16 protein-coding genes, 1 tRNA gene, 1 pseudogene and 1 riboswitch are annotated in these 17,167 nt (G+C 51.2%); of the genes and pseudogenes, 6 read left to right on the plus strand and 12 right to left on the minus strand.

Translation table 11 applies throughout. From position 1 onward, the window contains the following. The 5 genes from CSR02_RS10080 to gatC form a co-directional block, all read right to left on the minus strand. Positions 1–305: hypothetical protein (locus tag CSR02_RS10080; RefSeq protein ID WP_099541558.1), on the minus strand; the 305-nt coding region annotated here is incomplete at its 3' end. 477 nt (positions 306–782) lie between these two features. After that, a tRNA-Ser gene (locus CSR02_RS10085) sits at positions 783–875 on the minus strand. Between the two features lie 102 nt (positions 876–977). After that, complete coding sequence (gene gatB, locus CSR02_RS10090; RefSeq protein WP_099541559.1) at positions 978–2,432, minus strand: Asp-tRNA(Asn)/Glu-tRNA(Gln) amidotransferase subunit GatB; 1,455 nt, start codon at positions 2,430–2,432, stop codon at positions 978–980. Then, positions 2,429–3,922, minus strand: a complete 1,494-nt coding sequence (gene gatA / locus CSR02_RS10095; RefSeq protein WP_099541560.1) for an Asp-tRNA(Asn)/Glu-tRNA(Gln) amidotransferase subunit GatA — start codon at positions 3,920–3,922, stop codon at positions 2,429–2,431. Before gatA ends, gatB begins: the two co-directional genes overlap by 4 nt. Beyond that, positions 3,922–4,209 carry an Asp-tRNA(Asn)/Glu-tRNA(Gln) amidotransferase subunit GatC gene (gene gatC / locus CSR02_RS10100; protein ID WP_003626251.1) on the minus strand — a complete coding sequence of 96 codons (288 nt, stop codon included), beginning with the start codon at positions 4,207–4,209 and terminating at the stop codon, positions 3,922–3,924. Before gatC ends, gatA begins: the two co-directional genes overlap by 1 nt. A gap of 80 nt (positions 4,210–4,289) precedes the next feature. Here gatC and ruvX point away from each other — a divergent pair, with 80 nt between their 5' ends. Then, on the plus strand, positions 4,290–4,754 hold the full coding sequence (gene ruvX, locus CSR02_RS10105) for a Holliday junction resolvase RuvX (protein WP_042787908.1): 465 nt from the start codon (positions 4,290–4,292) through the stop codon (positions 4,752–4,754). Between the two features lie 102 nt (positions 4,755–4,856). Further along, positions 4,857–5,414: an endoglucanase gene (locus CSR02_RS10110; protein WP_099541566.1), complete on the plus strand. Its 558-nt coding sequence runs from the start codon at positions 4,857–4,859 to the stop codon at positions 5,412–5,414. 371 nt (positions 5,415–5,785) lie between these two features. Here the strand turns inward: CSR02_RS10110 and gabT are convergent, their stop codons facing one another. Together gabT and CSR02_RS10120 are read right to left on the minus strand one after the other, a co-directional pair. Next, the gene (gene gabT / locus CSR02_RS10115) at positions 5,786–7,072 is read right to left on the minus strand and encodes a 4-aminobutyrate--2-oxoglutarate transaminase (RefSeq protein WP_099541561.1); all 1,287 of its coding nucleotides are present in this window, start codon (positions 7,070–7,072) and stop codon (positions 5,786–5,788) included. A gap of 145 nt (positions 7,073–7,217) precedes the next feature. Then, entirely contained in the window at positions 7,218–8,165 is a 948-nt protein-coding gene (locus CSR02_RS10120; protein ID WP_183172706.1) for a LysR substrate-binding domain-containing protein, read from the minus strand. 116 nt (positions 8,166–8,281) lie between these two features. Further along, a riboswitch (cobalamin riboswitch) is annotated at positions 8,282–8,502 on the plus strand. A gap of 309 nt (positions 8,503–8,811) precedes the next feature. Here CSR02_RS10120 and CSR02_RS10125 point away from each other — a divergent pair. After that, the gene (locus tag CSR02_RS10125; protein ID WP_042788028.1) at positions 8,812–9,033 is read left to right on the plus strand and encodes a CbtB domain-containing protein; all 222 of its coding nucleotides are present in this window, start codon (positions 8,812–8,814) and stop codon (positions 9,031–9,033) included. Between the two features lie 24 nt (positions 9,034–9,057). Continuing rightward, a complete protein-coding gene (locus CSR02_RS10130; protein WP_099541562.1) occupies positions 9,058–9,792 on the plus strand; it encodes a CbtA family protein in 735 nt (244 codons plus the stop codon). Between the two features lie 206 nt (positions 9,793–9,998). On the opposite strand, the gene CSR02_RS10135 is transcribed toward CSR02_RS10130, so the two are convergent. The 4 genes from CSR02_RS10135 to CSR02_RS10150 form a co-directional block, all read right to left on the minus strand. Further along, positions 9,999–11,579: a carbohydrate porin gene (locus tag CSR02_RS10135; RefSeq protein WP_099541563.1), complete on the minus strand. Its 1,581-nt coding sequence runs from the start codon at positions 11,577–11,579 to the stop codon at positions 9,999–10,001. Between the two features lie 165 nt (positions 11,580–11,744). Beyond that, entirely contained in the window at positions 11,745–12,296 is a 552-nt protein-coding gene (locus CSR02_RS10140; RefSeq protein ID WP_019088626.1) for an iron transporter, read from the minus strand. A 33-nt stretch (positions 12,297–12,329) separates the two neighbouring features. Next, positions 12,330–13,151, minus strand: a complete 822-nt coding sequence (locus CSR02_RS10145) for an FTR1 family iron permease (protein WP_099541564.1) — start codon at positions 13,149–13,151, stop codon at positions 12,330–12,332. Positions 13,152–13,154: 3 nt separating this feature from the next. After that, the gene (locus CSR02_RS10150) at positions 13,155–13,514 is read right to left on the minus strand and encodes a cupredoxin domain-containing protein (RefSeq protein ID WP_042787916.1); all 360 of its coding nucleotides are present in this window, start codon (positions 13,512–13,514) and stop codon (positions 13,155–13,157) included. A 74-nt stretch (positions 13,515–13,588) separates the two neighbouring features. Between CSR02_RS10150 and CSR02_RS10155 the strand changes: the two genes are divergently transcribed. Next, a complete protein-coding gene (locus tag CSR02_RS10155) occupies positions 13,589–14,119 on the plus strand; it encodes a hypothetical protein (RefSeq protein WP_042787917.1) in 531 nt (176 codons plus the stop codon). Positions 14,120–14,192: 73 nt separating this feature from the next. Here CSR02_RS10155 and thiC read toward each other — a convergent pair whose 3' ends face one another. Next, the gene (gene thiC / locus CSR02_RS10160) at positions 14,193–16,070 is read right to left on the minus strand and encodes a phosphomethylpyrimidine synthase ThiC (protein ID WP_099541565.1); all 1,878 of its coding nucleotides are present in this window, start codon (positions 16,068–16,070) and stop codon (positions 14,193–14,195) included. A gap of 408 nt (positions 16,071–16,478) precedes the next feature. Between thiC and CSR02_RS10165 the strand changes: the two are divergent. After that, positions 16,479–17,096, plus strand: a pseudogene (locus CSR02_RS10165) (MFS transporter); the annotation flags it as partial. Positions 17,097–17,167 lie beyond the last annotated feature (71 nt).

The raw sequence follows: 17,167 nt of genomic DNA on the forward strand, positions 1-17,167 counted from the left end.
GTCAAATAGTAAGACTGAGCCTTGGTCCAGGGATCGCCATCAAACATCTTGTCCCATTCCAGCAGGTCGCGTCGCAGCGGCGATCCGACGCCGCCACTGCGGGTCCAGACCGCCGACACACAGGTCGAAACACGCTCGACGCGCACGATCAACCGCCCATTGAGAAACGCTTTTCCATCAAGCTCCTCGTTGAGCACCGTGTTGAGATTGTCGGTCAGCTCCTCTAGGGACTCCGGCTTGGCGTCCGCGTGTGCGGTGCCGCCGATATAAATGGCACAAATCAGGCTCAGGAGAGCACGGATCATCAATATCGTCCTTCCAGCAGAAGCATGGCCTCATCATGCCGTCTCCGTACCAGGCCATTCATGATCTTGCCTTTCGAGCACCTGCTCCTCAATGATCCTGACAGCCTTAAGCTTGTCGCCGCTGTTGATAGCAGCACGAACGCCCCGCCAACCTCTTCCTGGATTGTAGACGGACGAGACGAGAGCGTCGAACTCATTGTGTGTCAGGTATGAAGGGCGCTTTTTTCGTATAAGACGGTTATTCTGTTACCCTTATTCTCTCTGTGAGTAGCAATAAGGTATTTATTTATAATTTATATAAGAGTTATTCATAATAAGAAATTATTATCTGAGGGGCCCTTAATCTTTGCGGCTACATATTGCAGAGCGGCACGCATCAGGACGGCTGGATAATCTCTTCAGCGTTGTTTTTAAGAGGGGTAAAATTATAGCCCACTCTCGAAAAGTGGCTTTTTTCTGCGATTTTTTGGAAGTCTCTGGCGGAGGGGAAGGGATTCGAACCCTCGATACGACTTGACATCGTATAACGGTTTAGCAAACCGCCGCCTTCAGCCACTCGGCCACCCCTCCGCCGAAGAGTGCGAACATACACGACGTTTGCACCGCTGCTTTTAGGGGGTTCAACGCGTTCCGTCAAACCCCCTGAAAACTTATTTTTTCAAATTATAGATTTTAGCCGTCTAGCTGTGCTTTCAGGGCCGAATTTACCAAGGCAGGGTTTGCCTTGCCTTTGGTTTCCTTCATGACCTGACCCACAAAGAATCCGAACAGCTTGTCTTTGCCGCCACGGTATTCTGCCACCTTATCCGCATGTTTTTCCAATATGGCGGCAATGGCAGCATCAATCACACCTGTATCGGTAACCTGCCGCAGACCTTTGCGTTCCACAATGGCATCCGGGCTGTCACCCGTTTCCACCATGTCTTCAAACACTTCCTTGGCGATCTTGCCGTTGATGGTGCCATCAGCAATCAGATCAAGCATTTTGCCCAAGGAGGCCGCGCTGACAGGGCTGGTTTCAATGGTGTTGCTGGTGCGGTTCAGGGCTGCAAACAGATCCCCAATTACCCAACTTGCCGCCAGCTTGCCATCGCGCCTTTTGGCCACGGTTTCGTAAAAATCTGCCACAGCCTGTTCTGCAACCAGCACGCCAGCATCGTAGGATGGAATGCCGTAGTCTTTCTGAAAGCGCGCACGCTTTGCATCCGGCAGTTCCGGCAGCTTGGATTTCAGTTCATCCACCCATGCCTGTTCCACCACCAATGGTAGCAGGTCAGGATCCGGGAAGTAGCGGTAATCATGCGCATCTTCCTTGGAGCGCATGGTGCGGGTTTCACCGCGGCCCGGATCAAACAAGCGTGTTTCCTGATCAACTTCGCCACCGTTTTCCCAGATTTCAATCTGGCGCGTGGCTTCCACTTCAATGGCCTGCATAACAAAGCGGATGGAGTTGACGTTCTTGATCTCGCAACGGGTGCGGAAAGGTTCACCCGCCTTGCGCACAGAAACGTTTACGTCTGCGCGCATGGAGCCTTCTTCCATGTTGCCATCACACGTGCCCAGATAGCGCAGAATCTGGCGCAGCTTACGTAGGTAAGCCCCGGCTTCTTCTGGTTCGCGAATATCCGGTTCGCTCACAATTTCCATCAGGGCCACGCTGGCGCGGTTCAGGTCCACAAAAGATTTTGTGGGGTCCTGATCATGCAGCAGCTTACCGGCGTCCTGTTCCAGATGCAGGCGGGTAATGCCAATCTGGCGTGTTTCACCGCTCTGCAGCTCAATTTCGATAGAGCCCTTGCCGATGATGGGGTGCTCGAACTGGCTGATCTGGTAACCCTGCGGCAGGTCAGCGTAAAAGTAGTTTTTACGATCAAACCGGCTGAAGAGGTTGATCTGGGCATTGAGCCCTAACCCTGTGCGGATAGCCTGTGCCACGCATTCCTTGTTGATAACAGGCAGCATGCCGGGGAAAGCCGCATCAACAAGGCTGACCTGTGTGTTCGGGTCACCGCCAAACTTTGTGGAAGCACCGGAAAACAGCTTGGACTGGCTGATAACCTGTGCATGCACTTCCAGCCCTACCACAATTTCCCACGGGCCGGTTTTACCTTCAATTACGTAGCTCATGCGCCTGCTCCCGCTCCCGCATGTACGGACGGAAGGTGCGTAAAGCCTGCCGCCGCTTCTAACGCGCCGCCAATGGACAGCACGGTTTCTTCATCAAAATGTTTACCAATGACCTGCAGCCCCAGCGGCAGGCCATGACCGTTCAGCCCAACCGGAACGGAAAGGGCAGGCACGCCGGCCATGCTGGCGGGCACGGTAAAGATGTCGTTCAGATACATCTGCACCGGGTCATCCATGTTTTCACCCTGCGCAAAGGCAGCAGACGGCGCGGTGGGGGTTAGCAGCACATCCACATTTTCAAACGCCTGTTCAAAATCGCGCTTGATAAGAGTGCGGACTTTCTGGGCTTTCAGATAGTAAGCATCGTAATAGCCGGCAGAAAGCACGTAGGTGCCAATCAGGATACGGTTGCGCACTTCTGCACCAAACCCTGCGGCGCGTGTGGCTTCATACACACCATCCAGCGTGGGCGCATCCTTACGGATACCAAAGCGGATGCCATCATAACGTGCCAGGTTGGAGGAACATTCAGCCGGAGCAATAATGTAATAGGTGGTCAGGCCGTATTTGGTATGCGGGAGAGAAACATCTACAATCTCGCAGCCTGCTTCTTTTAGCCACGCAATGCCCTGTTCCCACATGGCCACAACTTCTGCTGGCAGATTGGGAGAACGATATTCCGTTGGAATACCTACGCGCAGGCCCTTTACACTTTTGCCAACAGCTTTGCTAAAAGCAGGCACAGGGCGGTTTGAGCAGGTGCTGTCTTTTTCATCAAAGCCAGCCATGGCTTCCAGCATCAACCCGGCATCTGCCACGCTGCGTGTCATGGGGCCTGCCTGATCAAGCGAACTTGCAAAAGCAATGGTGCCCCAGCGGCTGCAACGGCCATAGGTGGGCTTGAGCCCCACAATACCGCAATACGCGGCAGGCTGGCGGATGGAACCACCTGTATCCGTGCCTGTGGCAGCAAGCCCCAGCCCAGCAGCAACAGCGGCGGAAGACCCACCGGAAGACCCACCCGGCACCAGTGTGGCAGAGGGATCATCCTTGCGCTTCCACGGGCTTGCCACGGGCCCGAAAGCCGATGTGATGTTGGCAGAGCCCATGGCAAATTCATCAAGGTTGGTTTTGCCAAGGAAAACTGCGCCAGCTTTCAGCAGGTTGGCCGTTACGGTGCTTTCATACGGCGGCACAAAGTTTTCCAGCATTTTGCTGGCAGCCGTGGTGCGCACGCCTTTGGTGCAGAACAGGTCTTTCACACCAATGGGCAGACCATCCATAAGACCTGCGGTACCTGCGGCGTAACGAGCATCTGCGGCATCTGCCGCAGCCAGAACGGTTTCTTCTGGCAGAACGGTAATATAGGCGTTTAGCAGCGGGTTCAGGCGGGCAATGGCGTCCAGTTGGGCTTTGGCCAGTTCCCGTGCTGAAAATTTGCGGGCGGCAAGCCCTTCACGCGCTTGGGTGAGCGTCAGTCCGGTCAGCATTATTCCACCACCTTGGGTACTGTATAGAAGGGGCCAGATGTTTCTGGCGCACAGGCCAGCAGGGCATCCCGGCAGTTGCCATCTGTTACCTTGTCTTCCCGCTGGCGCAGGGTTTCGGTTTCTGTCCCCACCATGGGGGGAACGCCTTCCACATCCACTTCGGCAAGCTGGTCAATCCAGCCCAGAATACCGTTCAGCTTCTGGCGTGTGGCTTCAAGCTCATGCTCTTCCAGCCCGATACGGGCCAGTTTGGCAATGCGGCGGGTGGTCGCAAGGTCTAGCGACATGAAAGCGGACCCCTCTTTTCTTGATCTCAATAGGAAGAAAGCACCTAGCATAATCGCGCGAAAGGCAACATACCGTCTGTATGACACTGCTTAGCCTGACAGACCTTGTTGCAACCCTGCCCAGACACGCACGCCTGCTAGGGATAGATCCTGGCAAAAAGCAGGTAGGACTGGCGCTTTCCGATGTTTCGCGCATGGTGGCCTCACCATTCCAAACGGTAAAACGTGGGAAGCTAGGGCAAATGGCCAGCTTTATTCGTGATCTTGCAAAAGAGCATGAAATTGGCGGTATGGTTGTGGGTATTCCTCTTTCTCTTGATGGGTCCTTTGGCCCGGCGGCACAGGCCAGCCGGGATTGGGCACTCGCACTTTCGGAACAGACAGGTTTGCCCGTGTGCCAGTGGGATGAGCGCCTTTCCTCCTCAGCCGTGAACCGTATGCTGATTGAGGAAGCTGATCTTTCCCGCGCACGGCGGGCGGAAATGGTGGATCGGCTGGCTGCGGCCTATATTTTACAGGCAGCGCTGGATTCTCTGCCGCGTTAAACGTGTTTGGCAGAACTGCCACGGATGTGGCGTACATTTGCCATAAAGCCTTTGAATACTTACATTTAATGTGAGAGTTTTCAGTTAAAGAGGATGTTTTTTATGTCGTATAATTCTTTTCGGACAGCCGCTACAACCTTGTTAGGTGCTGCCATATTTGCCCTCAGCCTGCCTTGCGCCCATGCGGAAGAAGGCATGCTGGGCCGTGCATGGGACAATACCCGTGAAGGCACCGAACACGCTTGGAACAAGACCAAGGAAGGCACGCACGAGGCTTGGGAAAAGACAAGCAACGGCACAGAAAAGGTATGGGATAAAACCAAGGACGGGTCTCGCAAAGCATGGGACAAAACCAGTGAGGGCACTGAACACGCTTGGGATAAGACCAAAAAAGGCACCCATAACGCGTGGGAACATACCCGTGAAGGCAGCGCGAAAACTTGGGACAAGACAAAGGAAGGCACGCACGAAGCTTGGGATAAGACAAGCAACGGCACAGAAAAGGTGTGGGACAAAACCAAGGACGGATCTCGCAAGGCATGGGATAAAACCAGCGAGGGCACTGAACACGCTTGGGATAAAACTAAAAATGCAACAGACAATGCCGCGCATGATGTTGGTCGGTGGGGCCACAATACGTTTTCTGATGATAAAAAATAATATCGCATAGGTGTTTTAAAAAAGCCCGCTTTTCCTCTGAAGGGGAGGCGGGCTTTTTGTTATGTTTAAAGATACAGGAAGGCAGAATGCTTAATGTTTGGCATGGGCGCGTGTGCGCATTGTGAAATGACGCATAGCCTGAAGTAATTTACGGAAAAAATTTTGTATTTTTAGCCAATACGCGCCAAAAGCTGTCATTCTGGCCTCCTGTTATTCTTGATCATTGTTTTCAAGAATAAGTGAGAATGATGTCCTGACTATGACGTTATATTTTGGATAGACTGTTTTAACATTACAAATACGTAAATGACCAAAGAAAAAGGCGACCTTTTGAGGCCGCCTTTTTGCTGAATGCAGAAATGGAAAGCAGATCAGGCTTTGGCTTCTTCCAGCAGGATCTGTTCAATAATGTCCAGACCTTCATCAACCAGTGCATCAGATGCAGTCAATGGTGTCAGAATACGGATTGTTGCCCCCTGCACGCCACAAGCCAGCAGAATCAGGCCTTTTTCACAGGCGCGGGCACATAGCTTGGCACCAAAGCCTTTGCGCTGTTCCACACCGGCGTGATGTTCCAGAATATCAAAAGCAACCATTGCGCCCAGCCCACGTGGCATGCTGACAGGCAGCATATCTGTGCGTTTGTGCCAGCCTGCAATGCGGGCTTTCAGGCGTTCGCCCATGCTGTTGGCGCGGTCCAGCAGTTTTTCTTCTTCAATAATGTCCAATACCGCCAGACCGGCGGCGCAGCCCAGTGGTGCGCCTGCATATGTGCCACCCAAACCGCCCGGAGGCACAGAATCCATCAGCTCAGCCCGTCCGATGACGCCGGAAAGCGGGAAGCCACCTGCCAGAGATTTGGCAATGCACACCAGATCCGGTTCTACACCAGAATGTTCAATGCCAAACAGTTTTCCTGTGCGGGCAAAACCGCTCTGCACTTCGTCCGCAATCAGCTTGATGCCGTGCTGATCACAAATGCTACGTAGCTGTTTGAGTAATGCTGTTGGCGCAACGCGGAAGCCGCCTTCACCCTGCACAGGCTCAATAATAATGGCAGCCACATTGTTGGGGGAGATATCAGCCGCAAACAGGAAGTTCAGCATCTTCAGGCTGTCTTCCACCGTGATGTCATGACCATCGGGGAAGGGGATGTGGTAAACTTCGCCCGGCAGTGTGCCAAAAGGTGCTTTGTAAGGCAGAACCTTACCCGTAAGCGCAGAAGCCAATAATGTGCGGCCATGAAAACCACCGCAGAAAGCAACCACACCGTTACGGCCTGTTGCTGCACGTGCAATTTTTACAGCGTTTTCTGTTGCTTCCCCACCAGTGGTGAAGAAAATGGTTTTGGCATCGCCAGAAAACGGTGCGCGTGCGTTCAGCTTTTCGGCCAGTTCAATATAGGGTTCGTAGGCAGAAACCTGGAAAGCTGTATGCGTAAAGCGGTCCAGCTGCTTTTTAATAGCTTCCATCACTTTGGGGTGGCGGTGGCCAACGTTCAGAACGGCAATGCCGCCGGCAAAATCAACGTAGCGCTTGCCTTCCACATCCCACAGTTCTGCATTTTCCGCGCGGTCTGCAAAAACAGGGGTGGAGGTGGCAACGCCACGTGGCACAGCATGGGCGCGGCGGTTAAGCAGATCTTTGTTCGTGGCCATTATTACGGGCTCCAGAAAACGACGTTGCGGGCAAAGTTGTTTCTGTTCCGTAAAATGTTTTGAACATGTGGGGGAGGAGATTTTTTGTTGCCTGCATGGTGATGAAAAGTCACCATGATCTATCTGGTAAAGTGTGCACCAAAAATCAGGGCAGGGATGGTGCGTTCTGTGTTTCCAGTTCCACCTGTTCCAAAAGCCAGTTGCGGAATGTGATGAGAGACTTTTTTTCCCACGTGGCGGTGGAGGCACGCAGCAGATATGCGCCTAAGGCGACCTCTCGCAAAGGGGTTTGCGTTGGCTGCACCCGCACGAGATGGCCTGTTTCAAGGTCATTCCCCAGCAGAAAGATATTGCCCAATGCAATACCTTCGCCTGCGCGGGCAGCGGCCAATGTAATGTGGGCCTGCCACAGGCGTGTTGCGGCAGGCAGTTTTGTGCAAGTGACACTTTGTGCCTGAAACCAGAGTTTCCATTCGGCTTCGTCTTCTTCCTGCAAAAGGGGTGCACAAAGCAGATCTGCCGTTGTGCGGGGTTGGCCCCCCATTTCTGTCAGGCATGCGGGCGCTGCTACGGGAAAAACATCTGGCCGGGCGATAATCATGCTGCGGGTATTGCGTGGTTCGGCCAAGGGCGCATCATCACGCACATAGCCGATGTGCGCATGGTTGTCCGTTTCTACGCCACTGACATGGAATGCTGTATTGGCATCTACCGGACGAAGCATAACTTCCAGTTGCGGATGTGCGCGCCGAAAGGTGGAAAGCCGTGGCAAAAGCCAGTGATATGCAAAACCATGCGCACAGGTAATGGTAAGTGGAGGCGTATGGTTGCGAATATCTGCCGTAGCCGTGGCCAGTTCTTCTAGCAACGGCGTAATGCGGGAATAATAGGTATGGCCCGCTAACGTAAGCGTACCTGTTTCCTTATCTCGCAACGGGGTGCCCAGAATATTTTCCAGATCCCGAATATGGCGGCTGATAGCGGCATGATCCACGCGCAGTTCTGCGGCTGCCCGCCTGATGCCACCCGTACGTGCAAACGCCATAAAGGCATTCAGCATGGCTAAAGGAGGAATGCGGTATCGTTGGTCCATAAGTCGCCAGTCAGGTGAAGCCTGAAAAGACAGGTGGGTTAAAATGGGGGCCGTGGCAAGAGGAATACCTTTATATTTAGGCAAAGATTGAAACGTGAGGCAAAATTAAGGTAAGAGTTGCCTCAGCTTACAACGGTCCCGCGCAAGCGGGTTTGAAAGGGAATGCCGGAGTTTTCTGCAAAGGAAGCCAGTCGGCAACTGCCCTCGCAACTGTAAGCGGAGAGCATATTACACCTTCATCGCTTTAGGGCGATGGTCACTGGTGGCAACACCGGGAAGGCTGGGTAATGTGTGATGACCCGCAAGTCAGGAGACCTGCCGTTGTTGTCTTGTTTGATCGCCGGGCGAGGGAGCCGGAGGTGGATGATGTATGATGTTTTCTTTTCTGCCTCTGGCAGGCTTTTTCCGTAATTCTTCTTATTGTTTTCGCTTCATGCTGCGTGCTGAAGTGTAACAATGTTTTTCCATGCAAATAGAATTTGGAAAAAACTTCCATTTTCTTTGGAAAAACAAGTTGCAGGCGTGTTTGTAACGCGCGTGCTGCCAGGCTTTGTCATTCCAAACAAAGCTGACGACCAATCATGAACCATGTTTCCAACATTTTTGTGCCTGTTTCAGCAGGCTCTTTCAAAAAGGATATAATATGATGAAGACATCTGTTCAGGCAGTTCTGCCTGTTTCTGCGGCAGCCGGCCAAAGTATTCCGGTTCGTGCCATTCTGCCATGGGCTGTTTTCGGCCTGATTGTTTCAGCATTGCTGCTCTATTTTGTGGGGGCAGAGCAGGGTGCTACATCTCTGATTTCTGGGCATGAAGTGCATGAATTTGTGCATGATGGCCGCCACCTTCTGGGTTTCCCCTGCCACTAAGGTTCTAGCAAGAAAGTTTTACTCATGGTTGGTCGTCTTTTGGCCCGCGGCATGGTCGCGGGCATTTTGGCTGCATTACTTTCTTTTGTATTTGCAAAGATTTTTGGTGAACCGCAGGTGGGTTTGGCGATTGCGTTTGAGGCTGCACAGGATGCTGCGGCAGGTGCTGCGCCAGAGCCGGAATTGGTAAGCCGTGGTGTGCAGGCATCTTGGGGGCTACTAACTGCCGTGCTGATGTATGGTGCCGCATATGGCGGTATTTTTTCTATTGTTTTTGCATTTGCCTACCAACGCCTTGCGGCATTAAGCCCGCGTAGTATGGCGTTATTGCTTGCGGGTGTTGGATTTTTAACATTTGTGTTGATACCGGATCTAAAATATCCGCCTAATCCGCCTGCAGTGGGGCAGGAAGAAACCATTGGTTTGCGGACAGAAATGTATTTTGCAATGGTTGGTCTTTCCATTGCAATTTCCATGATTTCTCTGTTGGTGGGGCGCGCACTTTCTCATGTTGTAGGGTATTGGAATGGCGCTGTGTGCGGCATTGCTTTGGGCATTGTGCTTGTGGCTGTTGTGCAGTTTGGTCTGCCGGACATCAATGAAGTGCCAGACAATTTTCCTGCTGTCATTCTCTGGCGTTTTCGGGAAGCATCCATAGGTATGCAGATTGTTTTGTGGTCTGTTTTGGGAGTGGTATTTGGTGCGCTGGCAGAAAAATGTCTGCCGTTAACACAGAGTGTTGCGCGAAAGACATCTTGATTTTGCAGTTATGGATATAGTTCTTTCTTGCAGAAAAATCCTTCTTCATTTTCTGAAAGAAGGATAAAAATATCATTATATATAAATATATTTTTTAATATTTTCTTTATGAAACGGGTATTCATAAAGAAGCACTTTCTGGAAGTTGTTGTACCCTTTATGTGATGGAAAACAACCTTTAGAAAACACTTCTTTATGGGCAACATTTAGAAAGTGATATTGGAGTGGAGTCCGAAGATCGCTTCGTTTCCAACAAGGCGGTTGCCGGTCCAGTCTGTTACACCGCCAGAGGGATGCCAGACATACTGGAAGTCTGGTTGCATAACCCACCACGGCATCACCTGCGCCTGATAGGTGAGTTCCAGATGGTTCTCATTGCCCTGTACTGGTGCGCCAGAATTGCGGTCATACCGCCGCTGGCCAGAAGATGCCCGGCCAATACCCCAGCCCAACCCTATCGTATCATTGTCACGTCCCTTGAAAGGGGCCTTGAGGTTGATACCTGCATCAATGGCAAAGCTGATCATGTTCCGGTCACCGCCATTACCCGTAGCACGCGCAAAAATGCCTACAGATTGCGGAGACTGAAGCGAGGGCCGCCAGATCATCTGATCAATAATGCCATATACCATCCAGTTGCCCCGATCCCACCGTGGAATACCTGTGGTGTCAGCCGCACTCCCTAAAGCCTTACCCTGATTGTTGTAGCGATAATCAGGGAATTTGGCCGTATCGTAATATCCGCCCAGCTTGTAGATACCCGGCAGACCAGGATCCTTGGTGACGTGTGACATGTCATCAGGCTGAGGGTTCAGGGCATACTGAAGTTCGGTAATCAGCAGCGCGCCAGTGCCCATGTTGAAGTTGGCGCCATCTTCATCATTGGTGTTCTGGTTGGTGGGGTCTGCGCTGTTGCCACCGTTCTGGATGCCAAAGGAGTTGTTGCGGTTACCCGGCGGGTTATCATCTGCTGCCGCAAACATAAAAGTGAATTTGTCAGACGGACGATAGCGGATGCGGATGGCCGGGGAGGACAGCGGCCAAGATGGCCCACCTGCATATAGGTTGACCGATGGTGCCATGGGCCAGCCGAAGTTGGAGTTCAGATACAAAGCCCCGTAATCACTGACCAGAAATTCGGTATCCAAATCCTGCTGCCCGATTTTGACGTCCAGCTTCCCGTCCAGAAAGGACTGTTGATACCACAGCTCGAACAGGCGGGTGGAACGGTCGGCCTCAAACCCACTAACAGGGTTAAAGTTGGCCAGATGATCCTGCGAGATGGAGCGCCCGCGCAGCTGCAGGGCGCTGACGTTGAATGTGCCGCCCTTCAGCCCGATCAGCTTTTCCAGATCCACCGTCAGGGTTGGCATGGTTACCCCATCATAGGCGGGGCCAGTGCCCGAACCACTGGCGCCATCAGCCCCGGATGCCGTGCCACCTGTGGTGTTTCCCCACAACTCATCTACTTCCTGAATGTCAAAGCTGATACCGTGTTTGGCCATCCAGTCTCGTGCGCCCCACATGTTGCCCAGCAGGTGGTCGCTCATATCTGGGGTGTCATCGCCCTTTTTCTCAGCCTCAGCGGCTTCGGCTGCACGTTGGGAATCCCGCACTGTAGCCGGGTCAATCTGTTCAATAAGTGGCCCCGAATTACCCAGACGGCGACGATCCTGCTCAATCTGTGTTTCTTCACCATGCGCCAAGGTGGGAGCAGCTGTCAGGATGGTTGCACAAAGACAAAAGAACTTTAGAAATCTTCCATTATATTTACGGTATTTTTGCATGGTCACGGGCTGCTCTGCGGATGGATGTGAAGGATCTACGTTCCGTAATAGAGAATCATTCTCAATTAGAGTGTGTAAAAATGCAATTAGAATATGGTTTCCATGAACGCAGGTCTGGGATGTAAAAAAGAGGAGGAAAAACCTCCTCTTTCTCAAATTTTGTTATTATTTCTGTGGGTATGAGAAAGTAAAGGATTCCGTAAAGGGCTGCCAAAAGCCGGGTGTGCCGGTTTCTTTATCTGTATGATGGATAAAGCCGTTTGCTTCTGGGGAGCTGTAGCTGAACACGACCGTATAGCTGCCAGGACCATCCATTTTGACGTTATTGGCGTAATGCGGGCCATCTTTTGCCGTCATGGGATGAAGGGTGCCCTGGTTTTTCCAATCAGATCCCTTTTTGGTCAAGGTGTAATCAACCTTAAGGTAGGGAACCCATGCACCATCGGGGAAGCCCCACTGATTATCTGCCGTGGCATGCACATCCGTTTCCAGATGAATGGTGTCTTTACCCATGGCCATGTCAGATGTCATGGGCATCATGTCAACATCCAGCAGATAGTTGGCTGCTATTTCCATATCATGCGCATGTACGGGGCCACCCACAGGGTATTCACGTGCGGCAGCGGGAAGTGCAATGGCAAGGGTAAGAACCGATGCTGCGGAAAGAATTGAGAGATAAGATTTCATATGTCTGCACCTCAGGTTTTTGTAAGGCACAGTGGCAGCGATTATCTGCGCACCTGTGACTGATTATGAAGTGCTGGATTGTGGACGTGTGCGAACAAAGCGTTCTACAACAACCAGTCCGGCAAGGGTCAGCACCCATACAAGCAGCTGAATGCCCATTGGTCTATCTGTATATCCGATCAGCACTTTGGCTGTGCGCCCCAGCATGCTGCCATCGGATAGCAGCCAGGATGTATCCCAGATGTCATACCCCAAGGCGGGTATCAGATCATCATTTGCAAGGATGGCAGCAGCCTGACTGGCCATACCGGCAGCAAGAAAGGAGACCAGAACATTCGTGACTGCAAAAAGATGTTTCAGAGGAATGATAATCAAGCCTCTGTAAAGAGCCCATGAAAGTGCAGCTCCTCCTACAACGCCCAGGAGGCCACCCGTAAACATGGGCACAAAACCGGTATGTGCGGAAACGGCAATGCCATAAAGGAAGAGTACAACTTCCATACCTTCACGCAAAACAGCTACAGCAACAACTGTGGCAAGTGCGAAAAGGGAGCGCTGGCCTTGAGATACCTCATTGCCAACACTGCGCATTTCCTGTGCAAGCTCACGGCCGTGGCTGGCCATCCAAATGACATGCCAAGAAAGCATGAGAACAGCGATGCACAAAATGGAAGCGGAAAAAATATCCTGCCCGTTTCCTGAAAAAGCCTGAGAGAGTTCACCTGCAAACATGGCCACAATTGCTGCACCAACAACACCTGCGCCAATGCCGCCGGAAACCCACCATCCGCGCCCCGGAATGCCCCGTGTGGCTGCCAGCACAATGCCAACAATCAACCCAGCTTCCATAACCTCGCGAAAGACAATAATCAGGCTTCCAAGCATAATTTACTTCTTTTCTTCTGCTGTAACGGTGCCTTTGGCCTCATCTGGATGATAGTCATCAAAAAATGTATATGTTCCAGGGTGAAGAGGGCCTGCGTGAACTTTTATTGTTCCTTGCGGCACAACAATTTTTTCAAATTTCATATCATAGCTTTCGAACTCATCAGTTGTGGTGTCCTGATTGTTGAGTTCGATCATGAATCGCTCACCAGCGGGAACGGTGATATGATCAGGCTCAAAATGATGATCTTTGACAGTGAGCTGAAAAACTGTTTGAGAATGGGCCTGCTGAGGGAAACATATCCATGCACCTGCTAACAGAGGAATAGCTGCTATAAGCAGTTTCATTGTATGATACTCCATCAGTCATGCCATTTGGATTAGTGCGAATCATTGTCAAAGTCAATCACACCAGATAACCCGCGAGCTTAACGCTTATGTCATCTCATCCTTTGGCGTTTCTGCGCCTGCCCAACTCTCTGCTTATGGCGTTAGATAGCCGGGCTTATCATTTCTGGTTCCAGCCAGTGCATTACCTTGCGAGAATTGTGCATATTCTTACAATGGCAGCATTTTTTGGGCTTGAGTTTCTGTTTATTCTTGCCGTTATCCAAAATCTAGATCGGCCAACTGTAGTGCGCATTTCACGGTTTATGGTGAAGCCGCTGCATATCAGTTATGCTTTGGCGATGATCTCCGGTTTTGCTTTGTTCTTTTATGATCCAGTGCATATTGGCAATCGGGCTTATTTGTCTCCCAAGCTTATCGCGCTTGCCATAGCCGGTGTTCTGGCATGGTTTGGGCATAAATCCATTTACTGGCCGGTTATGGCTGGGCGGGAGAATGATCTGCCAAAATGGACAAAGGCCTTCTGCATTGTGTCCTGCGTGGTGTGGGCGTCTGTTATTGTGTTTTCGTGCCTGAATAGTGAAGGTGTGCCAAAAGTTTATTTGCGGCATTATTTTTAAAAACATGATTTCTGAGAATATAAAAAAACCCCAGACATACATGTCTGGGGCTTTTTGTTGTCAGCTTGATAACTTATTCTGCAGGAACGTAAACCTTGCCGCCAGCCTGTTGGAACTCTCTGGTTTTCTGTTCCATACCCGCAATGCGAATGGCATCTTCTTTCAAATCCTGACTGATGCGCATTGAGCAAAACTTGGGCCCGCACATTGAACAGAAATGCGCGCTTTTGTGTGCTTCACGCGGCATGGTTTCATCATGATACGCGCAGGCTGTATCGGGATCCAAAGAGAGGTTGAACTGATCTTCCCACCTAAAGGAGAAGCGTGCACGGCTAAGGGCATCATCCCTGTATTTTGCAGCCGGATGGCCTTTTGCAAGATCAGCAGCATGTGCTGCAATGCGATAGGTAATAACACCTGTTTTCACATCATTTCGGTCTGGCAGCCCCAAATGTTCCTTGGGCGTGACATAGCAGAGCATGGAGGTGCCAAACCATCCGATCATAGCTGCACCAATGGCAGATGTAATATGGTCGTAACCCGGTGCGATATCGGTTGTTAACGGGCCAAGCGTGTAGAAGGGGGCTTCCTTACACTCCTTGAGCTGCTTATCCATATTGGCTTTAATCTTGTGCATGGGCACATGGCCCGGCCCTTCAATCATAACCTGACAGCCTTTGGCCCAAGCAATCTCTGTCAGTTCGCCCAAGGTTTCCAGTTCGGCAAATTGTGCGGCGTCATTGGCATCGGCAATGCTGCCCGGGCGCAGCCCATCACCCAAAGAGAATGAAACATCATAGGCGCGCATGATATCGCAGATATCTGCAAAATGTTCGTACAGAAAGCTTTCACGATGTCCGTTCAGGCACCAGCTTGCCATAATGGAGCCCCCGCGTGAAACAATGCCCGTAACACGGTTGGCAGTAAGGGGCACATGCTGCAACCGCACGCCAGCATGAATGGTAAAGTAATCCACCCCCTGTTCTGCCTGTTCAATCAGAGTATCGCGAAAGACTTCCCAGTTCAGTTTGCTGACATCGCCGCCCACTTTTTCCAAAGCCTGATACAGGGGCACGGTGCCAATAGGTGTGGGGGCGTTTCGTAAAATCCAGTCACGAATATTATGAATGTTCCGACCTGTGGAAAGATCCATCACAGTATCTGCACCCCAGCGGATAGACCATACAAGCTTTTCAACTTCTTCGGCCGCAGATGAAGTAATGGCAGAATTGCCAATATTGGCGTTAATTTTTACAAGAAAATTACGCCCGATAATAACGGGTTCCAGCTCTGGGTGGTTGATGTTTGCCGGAATAATGGCGCGCCCGCGGGCAATTTCCTGACGAACAAATTCAGGCGTGATGAATTCTGGGATACTCGCGCCAAAGGATTCACCATCTTCCAGACATTGGGCGGCATCATCCGCTGCCTTCTGGCGCCCCAGATTTTCGCGGTGGGCCACGTAAATCATTTCGTCAGTAATAATGCCGGCCTTGGCAAACTCATATTGCGTAACAAGCTGGCCTTCTCGCCCTTTAAGAACGGTATGTGGCGCGGGGCAGGGTGCAACAAGATAACTGCCTTCTGCATTGCCATTATCTTCGGGTTGGATATCACGTGGTTTGATGTGCTCAAAGCCACGTGCAGCCAACCAAGATGCCCGAATTTTGGGCAACCCTTTGTTAACGTCAATTTCTACAGTGCTGTCTGTGTACGGACCGGATGTATCATACACACGCACGGGTGGTTCGTTTGCGGAAGCTTCCAGCATGATTTCGCGGAAAGGCACGCGCATATCCGGCCGCTCAGCAGGGCTGGAATACACTTTGCGTGATCCGCGAATGGCACCGGTTGTAACATGCCCTGGGGCGGGTGCTGCCGTATTGGCGGGTTTAGGGTTGCCGCCTACAATAGAAGGGGCCGCATTTTGTTTGGAATCAACTGAAGACATAACGTTATCGTCTCCTCTGCAGAGGAGGACAGGTCTGAAGAGACTCCGCTTTTAAGGGCGGTTTGGTTCGGGAAGAACATATCTGTCTTTTCAGGCACCAGTCCCTCCGCCGGTATAAGCCGGATCAGGTTCCCCACCAGAACATCATGTTCTGGCGGCAGGGTCGCCACGGTGCCCGAACGAATCGTGCAAAAAATGGCCTCTCAGTTCCTTACCGGAACCCCCCTTGGTATCGGACAGCAGATAGCTTCAAGCGCGATTATGTCAAGGAAAATCAAAAGGAAACGAAAAACGTATACGTGCGTTTTGGAGAGAAGGAATGCATAAGGCGTAAAATCCTATTCATGACATAATAAATAAAATTATGTCAGATATGCAATAATTTTCTAATTGTGGCATAATCACGGCATGAAATCTGAAAAGAAACGAGCTCAAGAAGCTATAAAAAATCTCGAAATTTCTCCGTACGCCAAGCATGTTTTGTGGATTGCGGCATTTGTTTCTGCTATCTGCGGCGGTCTTTACGGTTACGATACAGGTATTATTTCTGGCGCGCTTCTTCTTATTACAAAAGATTTTCATCTGACTTCTGGTCAGGAGGAAATTGTTACTTCCGCCATTTTGGTGGGGGCTGTTATTGGCGCCATGGGCATTGCATCCCTTTCAGAGCGTTTTGGGCGCCGTGTCTCTGTTATGGTGGTGACAGCAGTTTTTGTGGTGGGTGCGCTGGCGTGTTCCTATGCGCCTGACCTTATCAGCTTGATTGTTGCCCGTGTTTTTCTGGGGTGTGCCGTAGGGGGTGCAACACAGGTTGTGCCAACGTATATTTCAGAATTGGCACCTGCCAGTAAACGCGGAAATCTGGTGACATTGTTTAATGTTGCCATTGGTATTGGTATTTTTCTGGCCAATCTGGTTGGCTTTACCATGCGTGAAAAATGGGGTTGGCGGCCCATGATTTCCGTAGCGGCCATTCCTGCTGCCTTTGTTTTTATCAGCATGTTTTTTCTGCCCAAAAGCCCTCGTCGCGGAAATCTCACAGATGGAGTAATTTTGGATCATTTTCTGGTTGTTCAGGACTTCCTATACGTCTGATC

The sequence above is a fragment of the Acetobacter pomorum genome, from assembly GCF_002738225.1.
In the GTDB taxonomy this organism is placed as follows: Bacteria; Pseudomonadota; Alphaproteobacteria; order Acetobacterales; family Acetobacteraceae; genus Acetobacter; species Acetobacter pomorum.